This window comes from Paenibacillus sp. ALJ109b (assembly GCF_010747435.1).
GTDB lineage: Bacteria > Bacillota > Bacilli > Paenibacillales > Paenibacillaceae > Paenibacillus > Paenibacillus taichungensis.
In genome coordinates this window covers 222923-240365 of sequence record NZ_JAAIFP010000015.1, presented here as the reverse complement: position 1 = coordinate 240365, position 17443 = coordinate 222923, and the positions used below count along the sequence as shown (strand labels likewise).

Below are 17443 nucleotides of genomic sequence, written 5' to 3'. Positions count from 1 at the left end.
TCTAAATAAATCAATGAATTACTAAAGGAGATTCCATATCATGACCAACCAAACGAAATATCCTTTCCAGGATACAACGCTCGAGCTTGATACACGTGTAAAGGACCTCGTTTCCCGTCTGTCGGAAGATGAGAAAATCGAATCGATGCTGCAATACCAACCCCCAGTAGAACGCTTGGGTATCGCAGCATATAAACACGGAACAGAAGCAGCCCATGGTCTGGCCTGGCTTGGCGAAGCGACTTCCTTCCCGCAGCCAGTAGGGCTGGCGTGTACCTGGGATGCGGACCTAATGAAAGAGATCGGCTCCGTGATCGGAGACGAGGCACGTGTATTTTACAAACGCAATCCAGCAGTAAACGGTCTGACTTTGTGGGCACCTACGGTTGATATGGAGCGTGATCCACGTTGGGGTCGGAACGAAGAGGCTTATGGTGAAGACCCGGAACTGACTGCTGAGCTGACAACGGCCTTGGTTAAGGGAATTCAGGGCGATCATCCGAAGTATTACAAGGCGATTGCCACATTGAAGCATTTCCTTGCAAACAATAATGAAGTGGACCGTGGCAGTGGTTCATCGAGCATTGATCCGCGCAACATGCGTGAATATTATCTGAAGGCGTTCGAGAAACCGTTCAAAGAGGGCGGCGCGCAGTCAATGATGACCGCGTACAACTCTATTAATGGTACACCAGCATTGCTGCATCCGTTTGTAAACGAGATTGTGAAGGGCGAATGGGGCATGGATGGCTTCATCGTAAGTGATGCAGGGGATGTCATGGGGATCAAGAACGATCATAAATACTATGATTCCCACACACCAGGAACAGTAGAGTCCGTCAAAGCCGGAATTGACAGCATTACCGATGATGCGGATCTGTCGAAACAGGCACTGCGTGAAGGGCTGGAGCAAGGCACACTCACAATGGAAGACATCGATCTGGCGTTGTTCAATACGTTCCGTGTGCGTTTCCGTCTGGGTGAATTCGATCCGGCTGAGGGCAATCCATATGCTTCGATTGGTGAAGAAGCAATGATGACGGAGAAGGCGAAGGCCCTGTCACTGAGAGCAGCGAGAGAACAAGTGGTACTGCTCAAAAATGATAAAGGCACACTGCCGCTGGATAAAACAAAATCCGGCAAAGTGGCTGTGATTGGTCAACTGGGCGGAACGGTCTATCGTGACTGGTATGCAGGCACTATGCCATATAGCGTATCCCCGCTTGAAGCGATCAGCGGCAAAGTAGGAAGCGACAAGGTTGCATTCAAGGATGGCAATGACCGAATTACATTGACTTCCGTCGCAAGCGGCAAGGCTGTCGGATTGGCTGAAGATGAGAAATCATCCATCATTGCTTCGGGAAATGCGGAGACATTTACACTTAGTGACTGGGGCTTTGGCAGTTACACGCTGAAGGCAGACAGTAATGGGAAATACCTGACGACGGATGAAGAAACGGTTACGGCATCAGCGGATGAAGTATATGGCTGGTTTGTGAAGGAAGTATTCCATCTGTTGCCACAACAAGACGGAAGCGTGGGGCTGACGACTTGGAACGGTAAAACAGTAACGGCACCCAATGGTGGAAACGATGTGTTTGCGGTATCCGAAGAGTTGAAATCTTTCGGTGCTACGGAAACGTTCAAAAAGGATATTGTGGTGAATGGATTGGAAGAATCAGTAGCGGCCGCGAAGGAAGCGGAGACGGCGATTGTATTTGTCGGCAACAATCCGCTTGTAAATGGTAAAGAAGAGATCGACCGCCCAAGTCTGGACCTGGCTGAATCCCAGCAGCGTCTGGTTGAAGCCGTGTATGCAGCGAATCCAAATACCGTTGTAGTTATCGTGGGAAGTTACCCGTTCACGTCCAACTGGGTGCAGGAGAACATTCCGGCTGTATTGTATACATCCCATGCAGGACAAGAGTTGGGGAACGCTATAGCTGACGTATTATATGGCGATTATGCACCAGCAGGCCGCCTGAATATGACGTGGGTACAATCCGCAGATCAGCTGACTGATATCAGAGACTACGATATCATTCAATCCGGACGTACGTATCAGTATTTTGAAGGTGATGTACTGTATCCATTCGGACATGGATTAACGTATGCATCGTTTAAATACAGTAATTTGGAGCTGAACCCGGCCCAAGCTGGAGTCGAAGAGATCATTACTGTGCATGTGGATGTGACAAATACAGGAACGATCGCCAGTGATGAGGTTGTGCAGTTGTATGTGCGTGCCGGGCAGTCCCGTGTGAAACGTCCACTCAAAACGTTAAAAGGTTTCCGTCGTCTTCATATTGAAGCTGGAGCTACAGTAAAAGTCAGCTTCACACTGCCAGTTCAGGAACTGGCGATCTGGGATGTAACCCGTGATCGTTATGTGGTCGAAAGCGGCACCTATTCCATTATGGTGGGCAAATCTTCTGCCGATGTTCAGCTTGTTGCTGACCTGACAGTACAAGGGGAGACCATTCCTGCACGTAATCTGGGTGTGGCTACTCGCGCCGAAAATTACGATGCATACTTCGGTGTGGATCTGGATGAGAGCAAAGAGGGCGGAACTTCTGTCCGTGTGGTTGGTGAACAAGGATGGATTGCCTTCAAGGATGCAGATCTGGGCAGCAATGCAGCAGCGCTTGAAGCTCGTGTATCATCAGAGCAGGCAGATGCGGTATTGGAAGTTCGATTGGGCGCACCTGACGGTACACTGGCAGGACGCGTGGAACTGGCACAAGGCGAGGCCCAGCAGTGGTCCACGGTTAAGGCGGACCTGAAAGGCGTAACAGGTCAACAGGATGTATACCTTGTGTTGTCCGCAGGAGTACGTGTCAGCCATTTCGAGATTCATTAAGTCGGATAAAAAGACCTATCAAGATAAACAAATAGAATGATGGTAAATGAAAAAAGCCTCCGAAGGAATTCGGAGGCTTTTATTTGCAATCACAAGCTTCGTTTAGATTGAGGAATCAGCGGTTACTCGTTCTCTTGCTGTACGAGCAGCGTCCACCATGATGCTCAATGCATCTACAACTTCGGCTTTACCACGTGTTTTCAGTCCGCAGTCAGGGTTCACCCAGAACAGATCTGCTGGCAGCACTTGAAGTGCACGCTCAATCATATTCAACATCTCGTCCTTTCCTGGAACACGCGGACTGTGGATATCGTATACGCCGAGTCCGATGCCTTTGTCATACGTATTCTGCTCGAAGCTGCCTACCAGTTCCCCATGGCTACGGGATGTCTCGATCGAGATCACATCTGCATCCAGGTCGCTGATGGCTTCAATAATATCATCGAACTCGCAGTAGCACATATGGGTATGCACCTGCGTTGTTGGTTTTACGGTTGCAGTAGCTAAACGGAAGGATTCCACGGCCCATTGCAGGTACTCATCCCACTTGCTCCGTTTGAGTGGAAGTCCTTCACGCAGAGCTGGCTCATCGACCTGAATCATCTCAATGCCTGCTTGCTCCAGCGCTTCAACCTCGTCCCGAATGGCGCGAGCAATCTGGTAGGATACTTCACTGCGTGGAATATCCGAGCGGACAAAGGACCAGTTCAGGATCGTTACCGGACCTGTGAGCATGCCTTTCACCGGTTTGCTGGTCAGTGTCTGGGCATACGCCGTTTCTTTCACCGTCATCGGTTCATTGAACAGCACATCTCCGTAGATTACAGGTGGCTTCACGCAGCGTGAGCCGTAGGACTGTACCCAGCCATTTTTTGTGAAGGCAAATCCGGTCAGCTTCTCACCGAAAAACTCGACCATATCGGTACGTTCGAACTCACCGTGTACCAGCACATCCAGACCAATTTCCTCCTGGATGGTAATCCACTCCTGGATCTGTTCACGCACATAAGCGTCATATTGCTCCGCATTCCACTCCCCTTTACGGAAGAGTGCACGTGCTTTGCGCACATCAGCCGTTTGCGGGAAGCTGCCAATAGTTGTTGTTGGCAGCAGCGGGAGCGACCATTTTTGCTGCTGCAATTCGCGTCGCTCCTGGAATGACGCGTTACGAAGCAGCTGCTCATCAGCGTGCACCCCTGCAGGCGCACCACTCAGGCGTGTCCGTGATTCGGACTCGCTCAGCAGGCGCACCGCTTCGGTGCTTGCCTGGGCGCGGCGGCTGGCTTCAGCCAAAGCCGCTGCTTGGTCCGCCTGCTTCGCACCGCCGGACAACAACGTGCCGAGCGTCGCAATTTCCTCCAGCTTCTCGTCGGCAAAGGCCAGGGCATTGCGCAGTACCGGATCAAGCGCGCTCTCCTGAGCGGCAGTAACCGGTACATGCAACAGGCTGCAGGAAGGCTGAATGATCAACTTGCCTTCGGCTGCGAATTCAGCCACCTGTTCCAGCAGCTTCGCCGTCTCTGCGAGATCGGCGCGCCAGATGTTGCGCCCGTCGATGACACCGGCGCCCAACCATTTATCCTGCGGGAAGCCATGCTCCCGCAGGCTGGCGAGGTTGCCTTCATAGCCGTGGACCAGGTCCAGGCCGATTCCGGCAACAGGCAGAGCTGTCACGACCGGATAAGCTTCCACCGATTCGAAATACGTTTGAAGCAGCAGCTTCAACTCCGGTGCAGCTTGTGCCAAGGCAGCATACACCTGTTGCAGCAAGGCTTCATCTTCGAAAGAGACAGCCAGCGTTAGAGCAGGCTCGTCGATCTGTACCCACTGTACGCCTTCTGCTTGAAGCTCAGACAGAAGCTGGGCGTATACGGGAACGAGGCGTGTGACGATCTCTGCAAAGTGTTCCGAGTCATAGCCTTTGGCGAACCGTACATATGAGTACGGGCCGACGACAACCGGTTTACCTTCCAGCCCAAGCTCCTGCTTCGCTTCGCGATAGGCGGCAAGGGGTTTATTTTCAAGCAATGCAAATGCAGTATCATTATGAATCTCAGGTACGATGTAGTGATAGTTGGTGTTCAGCCACTTGGTCATCTCACAGGCCGTTGCCTGATCATTACCCCGGGCCATGGCGTAATAAGTAGATACGGATACCGGTCCGCCTGTATGGTTAAAGCGCTCAGGAACGACGCCAAACATCGCGGATACGTCAAGAATATGATCATAGTAGGAGAAGTCGCCCACAGGAATCAGATCGAGCTGCTGTGCCTGCTGTTTCTTCAGATCCTGCAACCGAAGCGTGGTCAGCTCCTGATAAAGCGTGGATTCATCGATTCGGCCAGCCCAGAAGGACTCCAGTGCTTTTTTCCATTCGCGCCCCGCACCGATGCGGGGATAACCGAGGTTGCCTGTCAGTACTTGTTGCTGTGATTGCGACATGTAAAATTCCTCCTCATTTATAATAGGTAAACTCATCAAGTTGAAGCTATTGTGGTGTGTTTCTTTTGAAGGCATCAAAAAAAGGCATTCCTTCCGATTCCATACCCCGAGAAACAGGCATCATGAATGACGACTGTGCACAAAGATAGAATGGGAAAGAACACCTGCTATAAGTAGTTGTAGCGGCTGCTCTAACACCTCCCTATCTTCCGTAGGTCATGCGATGCTGTCGAAACAGGCAGGTCTCCTGGCTTGCGGATCATGGCCATATGCATTCCTTCCCGGTGGTTGCACCAGTGGATTATATGCATAGACTCCCCGTATACAGTGGCGGGACCGCGACGGACTTACACCGTGCTTCCCTTTTAAGCCTGACCACGCATGTAGCGCGGTCGGCACCTGTTTCCGTGTGCAGAAATGTGCGTACACATCTCTGGCTATGAAATTGGCGACCAAGCATAGATGATAGATTGTATCATGATGCAATCGTCGTATACTTGCTCTTATGCTACCAATCATAGACGATAACCTACGGGCTTGCAACATATATTACTAATCCGATCGGAAATAAAATTTTGTTCTATTAATCCTTGATTTACTTGGTAGATTTGGCTCCTTAAAATGAAGCAAATTATCTCGCAAGATGTGCTTGATTCCCCTAAATAAAAAATCGTTACTATGCATCTAACTGCATGGTAACGATTGTCTGGCCAGCCATTGTTGCACCCACATTAACGATGCGCTGATTACGACTGCCGCGAAAAGGAAGAGACACATCACGCTCAGCTGCGATGTAAGGCCCATCGATAATGACGTCGCATAGCCGGGATAACTCCGCCCGTGACGGGTCTGTAATCAGTTCCTCATATACAAACCCCGTGTATGCCCATACAGTCAGATCAGGTCGAGCAGCCCGAAGCTGCCGAACCCAGGAGGCGCATTCTGCTGCAGAGAAAAAAGGATCACCTCCGCATAACGTTACCCCTTCCAGCAAGGGGTGTGAGGTCACTTCATGCAAAATCTGCTGCTGACCCTTCTCCGTAAATGGTTCGCCTGCACGGAAGCTCCATGAGCCGGGGCTGAAACAGCCCGGACAAGCGTGGCGGCATCCGCTGATGAACAACACGGCACGCAGGCCAGGCCCCTCGTTCACTGATTCCGGGATGTAACCATACAGATTCACCGGTGTTTCACCCGGTCTCTCACTTCGGCCTGCTTCGCCCCATTGAAGCGCACTTTATAGTCACCGGTCAGATATCCCGTAACCCGGCGCAGTCGCTGGAAATGTACATGGTCTTCATGAGCCTCACATCCGGGACATACATCTCCAATAACGCCCTCATAGCCACAGGACGGACAACGGTCAATCGGGTGATTAATGGAGAAATACCCAATGTCCTGGGCCAGCGCGTATTGAACGATTCGTTGGAAAGCGGCGGTATTGGCCCTTACATTCCCGTCGAGTTCGACATATGAGATCGCTCCGGCATTACATAGTGAGTGGAAGGGGGCTTCCAGTTCAATCTTGCGATAGGCAGGAAGCGTATGATAGACCGGAATGTGAAATGAATTGGTGTAGTATTCCCTGTCGTTGACCCCTGAGATGCTGCCGTATCGCTCACGATCGATCTTGGTGAATTTGCCGGATAGGCCCTCAGCGGGCGTAGCGAACAAGGTGATATTCAGGTTGTGCTGCTCACTCATCCGGTCACAGAATTCTCTCATCGTACGAATGATATTCAAGGCTTCTCGATGTACATGGAGGTCTTGTCCATGGTGACGGCCATATAGAGCGGTCATACATTCAGCAAGTCCGATAAAACCAAGGGATAACGTACCATGTTTCAACAGATCGGCCACCGGTTCATTTGGAGCCAATTGTTCACCGCCTTCCCATACTCCTTCCCGCATCATGAAGTCCGATGCTTTGGCAGGCTGGTTCATCTGAATTCGATACCGGTGCAGCAGACCATCCGTAGCATTGTGCATGACCGATTCCAGCGCCGTATAGAAGCCAGCCCGGTCAGCGATGGCTCTTGCTCCCTGGCAGATCCCATATCGAATGCCGAGCTTGACCAGATTGATGGTGTTAAAGGACAGATTCCCTTTACCGCTCTGACGATTGCGTCCGAAGCGATCAGCAAGTGTGCGTGTCCGGCATCCCATCGTCGCAATGATCGTATCGGGATCTTCCGGTTGATAATAGGGCAGGTTGAAGGAAGCATCCACATTGACAAAGTTCGGATACATGCGCCGTGAGGAACAGGTCACAGCAAGTCGGAATAAATCATAATTCGGATCTCCCTCAGATTGGTTAATTCCTTGCTTGCACTGGAAAATATGTTGTGGAAACACGGGAGTTTCTCCGTTACCCAGTCCCCGAATGGTCGCTTCCAGCAACGACCGGGACACGAGTCGACCTTCGGCTGAAATGCATAGTCCGTAGTTCAGCGAAGTGAACGGAATTTGTCCCCCAGCACGACTGCTCATGGTGTTCAGATTATGGATCAGGGATTCGGCAGCCTGTTCGGTCTCCAGTTCCGTTTCTTCATAGGCAAAGGCAAAGGCTCGAGGACACTTCTCCTTTGCTTCATCGCTATCCAGATGCAGTTGCTCATCCTCAATTGAGGCAATCTCCTCGAACAGCCGTTGTCCCTTCCGGTAATGCTTACGAAACGAACGCTTCACATAAGGTGCGAGATCCCAGTCGATTTTATTGGCGGATACACCGCCGTACTGGCTGTTCTGCTGGGATTGAAAAATAATAGCCACCAGTGCCATGGCAGACATGATCGTCTGTGGTGTACGAACCGAACCGTTGCCGGTATTGAATCCGGAGGCCAGCAGCCGGTCGAACGGAATAAAGATACAGTTGGTCGTTCCAAGGGCATACTGATCCAGATCGTGTACATACAGATCCCCGTTCTCCACAGCTAGAGCGAGCTCCTTAGGCAGCACATGACGCAGAGCATGCCACTTGGCGGTCTCCGAACCGAGCCTGCTCATCTTGCCGCTGAATGAGTCTCCGTTCAGATTGGCATTCTCCCTCAGCGTATCGGCGTCTTCAGCACCAATAATTCGTCTTCCCAGGTCAGATAGCTGATCGGATGCCGGTGGAGAGGCATACTCAAGCATGTTCATATCAGTTCCTCCTAAATAATGAAATTGAAATTGTATAGGGATAATGTTCATTCACTGAACACTACATGTAGAGTTTCTTTATCCATTTATAAACTATATATTGTTATTTAGGTGTGATAATGATCACATGGGAGAAGCTGGTCGACTGTCATGATTTATAGCCCTGAATGATAGAGGTTTTCAAAGCTTCAGGGTAAGCGTATAATTTCTATTTACCGTGCAAGTTCAGTTGACGATGCTTGAAAAAAAAGGATAGAAAACTTCATATATGAATAGTTTGTGACAGCTGTTTCGGAATATTGAACCCTCGTTAATCGATTGAATCATACTGTGGAATACGGGTTTGAAATGCAGCTAAGACAAGAGGGGTGAGTCATGGGAACGGTAAGCATTACAAGGGGCTTCTATGAAAATATACAGGAAGCCGCGTCCCATATTGTTGACGTATTAAGCGGAATCTTAAAGGTGAACACCATCTTCGTTGCCACGAATGATGGCGTGACCAATGTTATTATCGAGGCTTTTAACCGCGAGGAAGAGTTGATCGCCAAAGGTAGTGAACTTCCATTTGAAGCTTCATATTGCAGCCTGGTATTAAGAGATAAGGGCAGCAGTCTGATCATCACGGATACATGTGAACATCCTCTTACGAAATCAATGGACGTAACAAGCGGACTGGGAAATCGTTTCTTTGTAGGGATTCCCATTATGCGGAGGTCCGGGGAAACGTTCGGTACGATCTGTCTGATGGATGATCCTGATTATGTGATCAGTGAAACGGATATGAAAACACTGCAGGCCATGGCCGTTTTTCTCGGGTATGTGGTGGATCTGGAAGATACGCTTCAAGTTCAGGAACAGAAGCTGAATGATTCGGAGCAATTACAAGAGCAATTGCAGGCAGAGAAGGAACGTGCGGAGTCTGAGGCGATGACCAAGACGCAGATGCTGTCGCTGATGAGCCACGAGATTCGTAATCCCCTGAACGGCATTCTGGGATTAACCGACCTGATGCGTACACCGGATATGTCGGACGAGCAGACAGAATATGTGAATATGATTGAAACCAGCGGTAATATTCTGCTTTCCCTGTTGAATAACATGATGAGTTTTAATAACGTCAATGATGCAGGCAAAACGGTCGTACATGATGATCCATTTGATCTGGTAGCGACGATTGAAAATACCGTTTATCTCTATGCGGGACTGGCGCTGAGCAAGAACATTGAGCTGGGATTGAACCTTGATCTGAATGTGTCCCAGGTTTTTGTCGGGGATGAAATCAAGATCGGGCAACTATTGGCCCATGTCATTCAGTATGCTCTAGATTCAACACGGACAGGTTCGGTATTGATTACAGCAACCGTAGATGGTGGAGATGCAGAGGATGAGGGTATCCTTCAACTCCAAGTGAAATACACCGGACGCATGTTGTCTTCGGACAATAAGCTTAGATCAATTAACAATCTGGACGGAAATATAAGTACACAGAAGCTGGTTGGAACCAATCTCGGACTGGCGGTCAGCCAAAACCTCGCCATCCTTATGAACGGCCGTATTCAGGTGCATGGCATGGGAGACAAGGAGACAGAATTCGAGATCTGCCTGCCGCTCCGCAGACATTGGGAACTGCCTCAGCTTGCCAATATTCAGCATCGACTTAAGGGCAAAAAGGTGCTGCTTGCCAAGGACCCTGACATTCTGCAAGGGGCCTCTTCCCTGATGCGCAGATGGGAGATGGATGTGCATATGACCTCGGTTACGACCGAAGCGTACGACTGGATTCAGGAGGGCTTTAAGCCGGATGTGGCCGTTGTGGATATGGGATTGCTGGAGGGCGGTGCTGTGGATTTTGTACACAAGTTGAAGCGCCTGGTTACAGATTCCCCGGTCATAGTGCTGATTCCGTATGGCATGCATATCGATCCGCATGAAGCAGAAGTCTTCGATGCGGTCCTGACCAAGCCGGTGAAGCAGGCTGATTTGTTGAATGCGTTAAGCATCATTGTGCATTAAGAACATGAGAAAATAAAATTAAACTAGGCGCACCTGTCACGGGTGCGCTTTATATTGTTATTTTAAAGGAAGAGGAACCTCGAACAAGCAGCTCCGAGTCGACTTTAAATACACGTTTATCCTGAAATTCATTCGTATTCATCGTATCAATCATCTTCTCCATAAGAATGGCCCCCATCGTATACTTGGGTTGGTTCACCGAACTTAGCGTAGGATGGATGTATTTGCTGATTCGATTGTTATCTACACCTACGATAGCCAATTGCTCGGGAATGCGTATTCCGTATTCCGTACATGCTTTGTATACACCTAGCGCCATCTCATCATTTGCCGCATATACAGCGGAGAAGGACAGGCCTTTGTTAAACAATCTTTTGATGGCCTCGTACCCACCTTCCTCATTGAAGTTCCCATTCTCGATCAGTTCGGGACGGAACGGAATCTGATGATTGCGCAGGGCCTTCAAGTAGCCTTCTAGCCTTTCATAGCTGTCGATTGCTTCAGGATAACCGTTTAAGAAAACGATATTCCGATGTCCGGCCTCAACGAGATGCTGAACAACTTCCTGGGAAAATTTCACGTTGTCTGTATATATGCACGGGATCTGATCATGTTCAATGTATTTGCCAACGATGCCAATGCGATACCCCTTATCTGCAAGGTGGAATAATTCCTCATCCGCCAGCATGGGCGTGATAATGATGACACCGTCAATGGTCCGATCCAGCAGCAAATTGAGATAATCGACTTCTCGCTCTTTCAGGTTATGAGCATCACATATAATGACCTTGTAATGGCGGGCGTAGGCGATGTTCTCAATGCCTTTAATAATTTCGGCATAATAGGAGTTGTTAATATCCGGAACGATGACGCCAATCGTCATCGTTCGCTGTGAACGAAGATTCTTGGCTGCTGCGTTGGGGTGATATCCCAGTTGCTCGATGGCGCGCATCACCTTATCTTTGGTCTTGGTGCTTACTTTGCTGTGCTGATTAATGACCCGCGATACAGTTGCCGGGGACACACCTGCAATGGCAGCTACATCAATGATTTTGACATCCATATTCTTCACAACTCCAAATAAGTGATTGACAATTAATTCAAATTCATTATAATTCCAATTGAAAACGATTACAAGTTATAACCGTTTGAAACAATAATTGGGGATAGTGGAGAGATAAAGGGTTTAATATTCGATAAAATGTAATCGATTTCACCACCCCTTCACTTGTGATAAATAGCGGACATCCATGGATCGTACCCCCGTATACCCGCTGTTTATATAGCATTATCGTTACCCGTCGTGAGTGCTGCATCCTGGTTCAGTCATACCTCAAGATATGACCATTTAAGGGAGGCGTCAACATGTTGAAGAAGAGCACTATCATGCTGTTGTGCAGCTGTCTGCTGCTGGGCCTGCTGGCTTCGGCCGTAGGTTCACCGAAGGCAAGTGCGGCTTTTGGATCAGGGGATTTCCTGAAGGCTAACGGGACGGTTGTCCGCAATAATTCGGGTACAGGCAATGTGGTGAATCTGCGTGGAACAAATTTGGGTGGCTGGCTGCTGCAGGAAGAATGGATGACGCCCTCTGGAGCAGTAGATGAGTACACGCTGCGTCGCACGTTGACGAATCGTTTTGGGGAATCGGGTGCACAGAGTCTGATCAATGGATATCAGGACACCTGGATTCAGGCTGGTGATCTGGATAACATCAAGTACTGGGGCATGAACGTTGTGCGTGTGCCGATCTATTGGGAGGATTTTATGAACACCAGCGGTGTCATGAAGCCTGATTCGGTTACGTTCCGCAAACTGGATTGGCTGATTGATGAAGCGGGCAAACGGAACCTGTATGTCATTCTCGATCTGCACGGTGCACCGGGAGCAGCTTGTCCATGGCATTCCTGCGGTCAGGAGAATTCCAACCAACTGTGGACCAATTCTACATACCAGAACTGGACTATTCAGATCTGGGAACGGATGGCAACACGTTACAAAGGCAATCCAACCGTTGCTGCGTACGACTTGCTCAATGAACCTCTTGTGACCATGGGAACGGGTGAAAATGCTGCTCAAATCAAGCAAAAGATGGATTTCTATGACCGGATGTACAAAGCTGTCCGTGCCAAGGATGCCGATCACATGATCATCATCGCGGCATTCTTCGACTGGTGGGCAGCTTCACCACCAACGACTTATGGCTGGACGAATGTGATGTATCAGACGCACCATTATCAATTCACGGACTATAACAACTGGGATTTGACCAATTCGGAGATGGATCGCTGGCTGAAGGATATGGCGTCCTATCAGAAGAATTGGAATGTTCCGGTTTTAGCGGGCGAGTTCTCTTTTGGCCAGGATGATCTGACCGAGAAGTGGCTGTCCGGACTGAATGCACTGAATGCTTCTTGGACGAACTGGAGTTATAAGGTCAAAGGGGGCGGAACTTGGGGTTATTACAATAACAACAATAACCCGGCACCGAACCTGAATACCGACAGTGCAGCAACGATTGCTTCCAAATGGAGCAAGTTCACAACGGCGAACTTTGCCTCTAATACTTCGTTCCAGAATGTGGTCAAGAAACATACGGGAACGGCTCCTTTTACAGAAACATGGTCCAGCCTGAAAGCCAACGCTAATGGCACTTTTGTCAGCGCAGAGAATGGCGGTGCAGATGCGCTGATAGCCAATCGGGATACTGCCGGACATTGGGAAAGGTTCAAAATCATCCAGAATTCGGATGGGACGGTATCCTTCCTGTCGATGAGCAATATTAAATATGTGCAAGCCGATCTGAATAATGGCGGGCGTTTGATCGCCTCGGCCACATACCCATCCACATGGGAGAAGTTTACCCGAGAAGATCTGGGCGGAGGATTGGTTGCCTTCAAATCCGTGGCGAACGGTAAATATGTCAGTTCGGATCTGAATAACGGAGGCGTGCTGTATGCCAATCGTAACGCTGTGGGCGGAGCATGGGAACAATTTATCGTAACAGCTAACTAAAATGAGCTAGTGCCCATTCATTAAAATGTGGTGGCTGGGTAATATTTGACGCGTATCGAGGCTCCGCTCTTTTAGCGGAGCTTTTCATATTCATCCCTATCTATTTCCCAAATTCTTCTCCAAAGCCCTTTTAATCCGAGCCGAATACGATACAATAGAAAGGGAACTTCATCATTAATCAGTTTAGAGGAGGATGTGCATTCAATGGAATACCGTAGATTAGGTGGAAGCGGACTGAAAGTAAGCGAGATTAGCCTGGGTAGCTGGCTGACATACGGAGGATATGTGGAACGTGAAAACGCGGTGAAATCAATTGAAGCCGCATTCGATGAAGGCATCAACTTTTTCGATACAGCCAATGTGTACGAGCGGGGTGCAGCAGAAGAACTGCTGGGGCAGACGTTGAAAGCGTATTCCCGCGATTCCTATGTCCTTGCAACCAAGGTATTTGGTAAAATGGGTGACGGTCCAAATGACCAAGGGTTATCCCGTAAACATATTAAGGAACAATGCGAAGCCAGCTTGCAACGGCTGGGTGTTGATTATGTAGACATATATTATTGCCATCGCTATCATACCGAAACACCAATTGAAGAGACACTGCGAGCACTGGACGATCTGGTGCGTCAAGGCAAGGTGCTCTACGTAGGTGTTAGTCAATGGACCGCGGCACAGATGGAAGCTGCATTGGGTACTGCTGACCGCCTGTTGCTGGATCATATCGTGGTAAACCAGCCAGTGTACAACATGTTTGACCGTTACATCGAAAGTGAAATCATCCCGTTGGGCGAGCGCAAAGGTATTGGACAAGTTGTCTACTCCCCACTGGCACAAGGATTGTTGACCGGGAAATACACTTCGGTGTCCGATATTCCCGAGAACAGCCGGGCAGCGAAGCTGGGATGGGATGAAGGGAAGATTAACGCTGATCGGATCGGCAAGGTTCGCCAGTTAATTGAAGTGGCGGACAAGCTGGACTTGAAGGTCGGCCAATTGGCTCTGGCGTGGATTCTGCGCCAGAATAACGTGTCCAGTGCGCTTGTAGGAGCAAGCCGCCCTGAACAGGTGAAAGAGAACGCAGCCGCTTCCGGTGTGAAGCTGGATGCTGCTATCGTTGAAGAAATCGAACAAATTTTAGCTTAAGGCAAACTCAACTCCACAGGTTGTTCTTGTATCCGTAAGCGAGTTGATTCGAAGGATGCAAAATGGTGAGATAAGAAAGGGATGTCTCGGCTAGCCTGTAGGCTATGGGGACATCCCTTTTGAGTGTGAGATTAGAATGAGTTTTGGCCGCTGGGGAGCGACCTGGAACGCAACGGAATGGCACATACCCGGTTCCGGCCCGTATTTTTGGCTTCATATAATGCACGGTCTGCCTGTTCAAAGAAATCGTTATCATCCCGGTCGTCACAGTGATCTGGAAAAACAGCGACCCCGATAGAGATAGTCAGCCGGATCGTATTGCCATCAGGCAGCGCGAAATGGTACTTCTCGACCGATTGTCTGATGGACTCGGCAATGGCCATGGCTTGGTGATGACCACAATCGAGCAATAGTATAGCGAATTCCTCGCCTCCGTTCCGAGAGACGATATCTGCTGAGCGGGCATGCTCAATGAGCAATTGTCCGAGTTGTTTTAGAACCGCATCACCTGAAGTATGACCGAAAGTGTCATTTACTTTTTTGAACCGATCAATGTCGATGACCAACAGCGATAGTTTTTGCTTGTACTCACGTGCCCGTTCTAGTTCAAACTCAAGTGATTTCTCAAATTGTCTGCGATTACTGAGGTTGGTAAGGTGATCGGTGGTCGCTTTGCGTTCGAGCAGGAACAACATTTCATTCGATTTATTAATGAATTCTGCGATGAAATAAATAAAGATTCCACCGACAAAAGCAATGGTCATCTGTAAAGGATATACTTTCAATAATGAGTTCATGCTGGTTGTATTCAGCATCAGGATCACAAAGATCAGCGTCATACCCAGCAGGTTCATAGTAATAATTTTGGTTAATCGGGACCAAGGAGCATAGGCGAAATATACACCGGACAGTCCGATGATCGTCATGACGAATGCTGCATCGATGGCAGCGGATGACATTCCAAATATGACAATACGCAGGATGGAAATGACAAGTCCCGAGATGACCGAAGCCAGTCCTCCTAAATATACGGCTGCTGTGACAATGGCCAAATGACGTAAATCTACAATGGTAGTTTCATTTAAAGGAAAGGAATAGTTCATCAGTACCGTTCCATAGATCCCGAACAGCAGACCACCGATCATCTGAACACGCATCGAGGGAAAGGGCACGCGGATACGATAGAATTTGGCTATGATTCCGGACACATACATGAACGTGATCATGACACAGAGATTGACGAAAAACGTGCTTAACAACAAGCATCCCTCCTTTAGCGCACATTACTATATTTTAGCTGAAAAGCAGTATAGTAGCGAACCATATTATCCCAAGTAGCGGTAACGGCTACGTAGAAGATGGTTTGGATATTACTATTCATGAATAAAATAGTCGGATATTGACTTCATTATACAATGAGATTTATACTTAATCTAAATCAAAATTGATTTTGATGTTTCAGGGAATCATAGCAATCAGTAGATTGCTGTGTCATCTTATATACTATTGAATGGGTTAATAAAGGAGAATTGCTGGTGAGAACTCTAAATCTGACGATACAGCGTCAAGCCGTTTACGATGTAGTCCGTCATTCCGAAGACCATCCAACGGCAGCAGAAGTGATGAACCGTCTGGTGGAGCAAGGTTATAATTTGGCTTATGGTACGGTATATAATTCACTCCGATATTTAACAGATAAAGAATTGATTCGGGAGCTCAAGTTGGGCGAAACGGCCAGTCGTTATGATGCCCGCATGGACGAACATCAACATATTATGTGTGAAGTATGCGGCAAGGTAGATGAAGTCATGACGGAAGTTCCTCCGCAATGGATGAAGCAAGTCGCGGAGGAAACCGGGTATGCGATTGATCACGCTCATGTGGTCTTTGGAGGTGTCTGCGCGGAATGCAGAAACAAACGGGTCAAGTAAAAATCAACCTGTCCGGTCGTCGTTTGCCGCTCCGGGTCAAGCCTGCCCTTGCGGATTCAACCCCCCTTGTGGATAATTGTCCGGTTACGAGACGGGTCATTCTGATTAGTCCGATGCCCGGGCAAGTTCATGAACTGGTTAAGGCACTTACGGATAGCTGTTTCGATGTGCTGGTGTTCCACCGCTGGGAGCCTGATTTGCATGAACGGCTTGTATTTGATCTGTTGATCTATGACCTGTCTGTTGCTGGAACCATTGATGCTTTTGCGGGAATCAGCAGCCGATTGAATCGTGAAGCGGAGCATGCAACACCATGTCTGTATCTGGTCGGGGAGAAGATGATTGGCAGTGCCAGTGGCCCGATGCTTCAAGAGGAATTACTGGTCTGGCCGGCTCGTCCGCAGGAAGCGTTGTATCGTGTGCAACGCATGATCGGCAATAGTCCTGCAGCACCGAAACGAGGATTTCTTCCTCAGGAAGGCCAACGTATTGCCTTCAAGGATCTTTGGCTGGATCGTGAGCGGATGAGCGTGCATCGCAATAATGACCGCATTCATTTGACCAAGACAGAGTATGATCTGCTGCTGAAGCTGATTGATGCCAAAGGTGCAGTGATTTCCCGTGAGGAGATGCTCAGCGATATTTGGGAGACTGATTTTACGGGTGGAAGCAATGTGGTGGATGTTCATATCAAAAGCTTGCGTAAAAAACTTGGCGATAACGCGGCTTCGCCTCAATATATAGTAACGGTAAGAGGAGTGGGCTACCGCCTAGCGGATTAGTCCGCTTTTTTTTGTGCACACAAAATGCTGTTCATGTCACTCGTATGCGGATATATCCACTAGATATAGTAGATCAAGCCAATCGGAATGGCTCAATGCTCATCTCACTCCAAGTT

Annotated in this window: 11 protein-coding genes and 1 riboswitch; of the genes, 6 read left to right on the top strand and 5 right to left on the bottom strand. The window is 48.9% G+C overall.

Annotation, left to right across the window (positions count from 1 at the left end):
• The first annotated feature begins 40 nt into the window (after positions 1-40).
• A complete protein-coding gene (locus G3352_RS17040; RefSeq protein WP_163758228.1) occupies positions 41-2860 on the top strand; it encodes a glycoside hydrolase family 3 C-terminal domain-containing protein in 2820 nt (939 codons plus the stop codon).
• Between the two features lie 102 nt (positions 2861-2962).
• Here the strand turns inward: G3352_RS17040 and metE are convergent, their stop codons facing one another.
• The 3 genes from metE to G3352_RS17025 all read right to left on the bottom strand — a co-directional run bounded on the left by metE (position 2963) and on the right by G3352_RS17025 (position 8443).
• Positions 2963-5302 carry a 5-methyltetrahydropteroyltriglutamate--homocysteine S-methyltransferase gene (gene metE, locus G3352_RS17035; RefSeq protein WP_163758226.1) on the bottom strand — a complete coding sequence of 780 codons (2340 nt, stop codon included), beginning with the start codon at positions 5300-5302 and terminating at the stop codon, positions 2963-2965.
• A gap of 220 nt (positions 5303-5522) precedes the next feature.
• A riboswitch (cobalamin riboswitch) is annotated at positions 5523-5720 on the bottom strand.
• Positions 5721-5978: 258 nt separating this feature from the next.
• On the bottom strand, positions 5979-6485 hold the full coding sequence (gene nrdG, locus G3352_RS17030; protein WP_163758224.1) for an anaerobic ribonucleoside-triphosphate reductase activating protein: 507 nt from the start codon (positions 6483-6485) through the stop codon (positions 5979-5981).
• Positions 6482-8443, bottom strand: a complete 1962-nt coding sequence (locus G3352_RS17025) for an anaerobic ribonucleoside triphosphate reductase (RefSeq protein ID WP_163758222.1) — start codon at positions 8441-8443, stop codon at positions 6482-6484. Before G3352_RS17025 ends, nrdG begins: the two co-directional genes overlap by 4 nt.
• Positions 8444-8818: 375 nt before the next feature.
• Between G3352_RS17025 and G3352_RS17020 the strand changes: the two genes are divergently transcribed.
• Complete coding sequence (locus G3352_RS17020; protein WP_163758220.1) at positions 8819-10459, top strand: hybrid sensor histidine kinase/response regulator; 1641 nt, start codon at positions 8819-8821, stop codon at positions 10457-10459.
• A gap of 49 nt (positions 10460-10508) precedes the next feature.
• Here G3352_RS17020 and G3352_RS17015 read toward each other — a convergent pair whose 3' ends face one another.
• Positions 10509-11522 (bottom strand): LacI family DNA-binding transcriptional regulator, encoded by a 1014-nt coding sequence (locus G3352_RS17015; protein ID WP_163758218.1) that lies wholly within the window; start codon positions 11520-11522, stop codon positions 10509-10511.
• 302 nt (positions 11523-11824) lie between these two features.
• Here G3352_RS17015 and G3352_RS17010 point away from each other — a divergent pair, with 302 nt between their 5' ends.
• Together G3352_RS17010 and G3352_RS17005 are read left to right on the top strand one after the other, a co-directional pair.
• Positions 11825-13471, top strand: coding sequence for a cellulase family glycosylhydrolase (locus tag G3352_RS17010; RefSeq protein ID WP_163758216.1), 1647 nt, complete (start codon positions 11825-11827; stop codon positions 13469-13471).
• 204 nt (positions 13472-13675) lie between these two features.
• Complete coding sequence (locus tag G3352_RS17005) at positions 13676-14614, top strand: aldo/keto reductase family protein (protein WP_063567219.1); 939 nt, start codon at positions 13676-13678, stop codon at positions 14612-14614.
• Between the two features lie 131 nt (positions 14615-14745).
• Here the strand turns inward: G3352_RS17005 and G3352_RS17000 are convergent, their stop codons facing one another.
• On the bottom strand, positions 14746-15873 hold the full coding sequence (locus G3352_RS17000) for a GGDEF domain-containing protein (RefSeq protein ID WP_163758214.1): 1128 nt from the start codon (positions 15871-15873) through the stop codon (positions 14746-14748).
• A 276-nt stretch (positions 15874-16149) separates the two neighbouring features.
• Here G3352_RS17000 and G3352_RS16995 point away from each other — a divergent pair, with 276 nt between their 5' ends.
• Together G3352_RS16995 and G3352_RS16990 are read left to right on the top strand one after the other, a co-directional pair.
• The gene (locus G3352_RS16995) at positions 16150-16545 is read left to right on the top strand and encodes a Fur family transcriptional regulator (RefSeq protein ID WP_076287495.1); all 396 of its coding nucleotides are present in this window, start codon (positions 16150-16152) and stop codon (positions 16543-16545) included.
• A complete protein-coding gene (locus G3352_RS16990; protein WP_099857384.1) occupies positions 16521-17327 on the top strand; it encodes a winged helix-turn-helix transcriptional regulator in 807 nt (268 codons plus the stop codon). The genes G3352_RS16995 and G3352_RS16990 overlap by 25 nt, the downstream gene beginning before the upstream one ends.
• Positions 17328-17443: the final 116 nt, after the last annotated feature.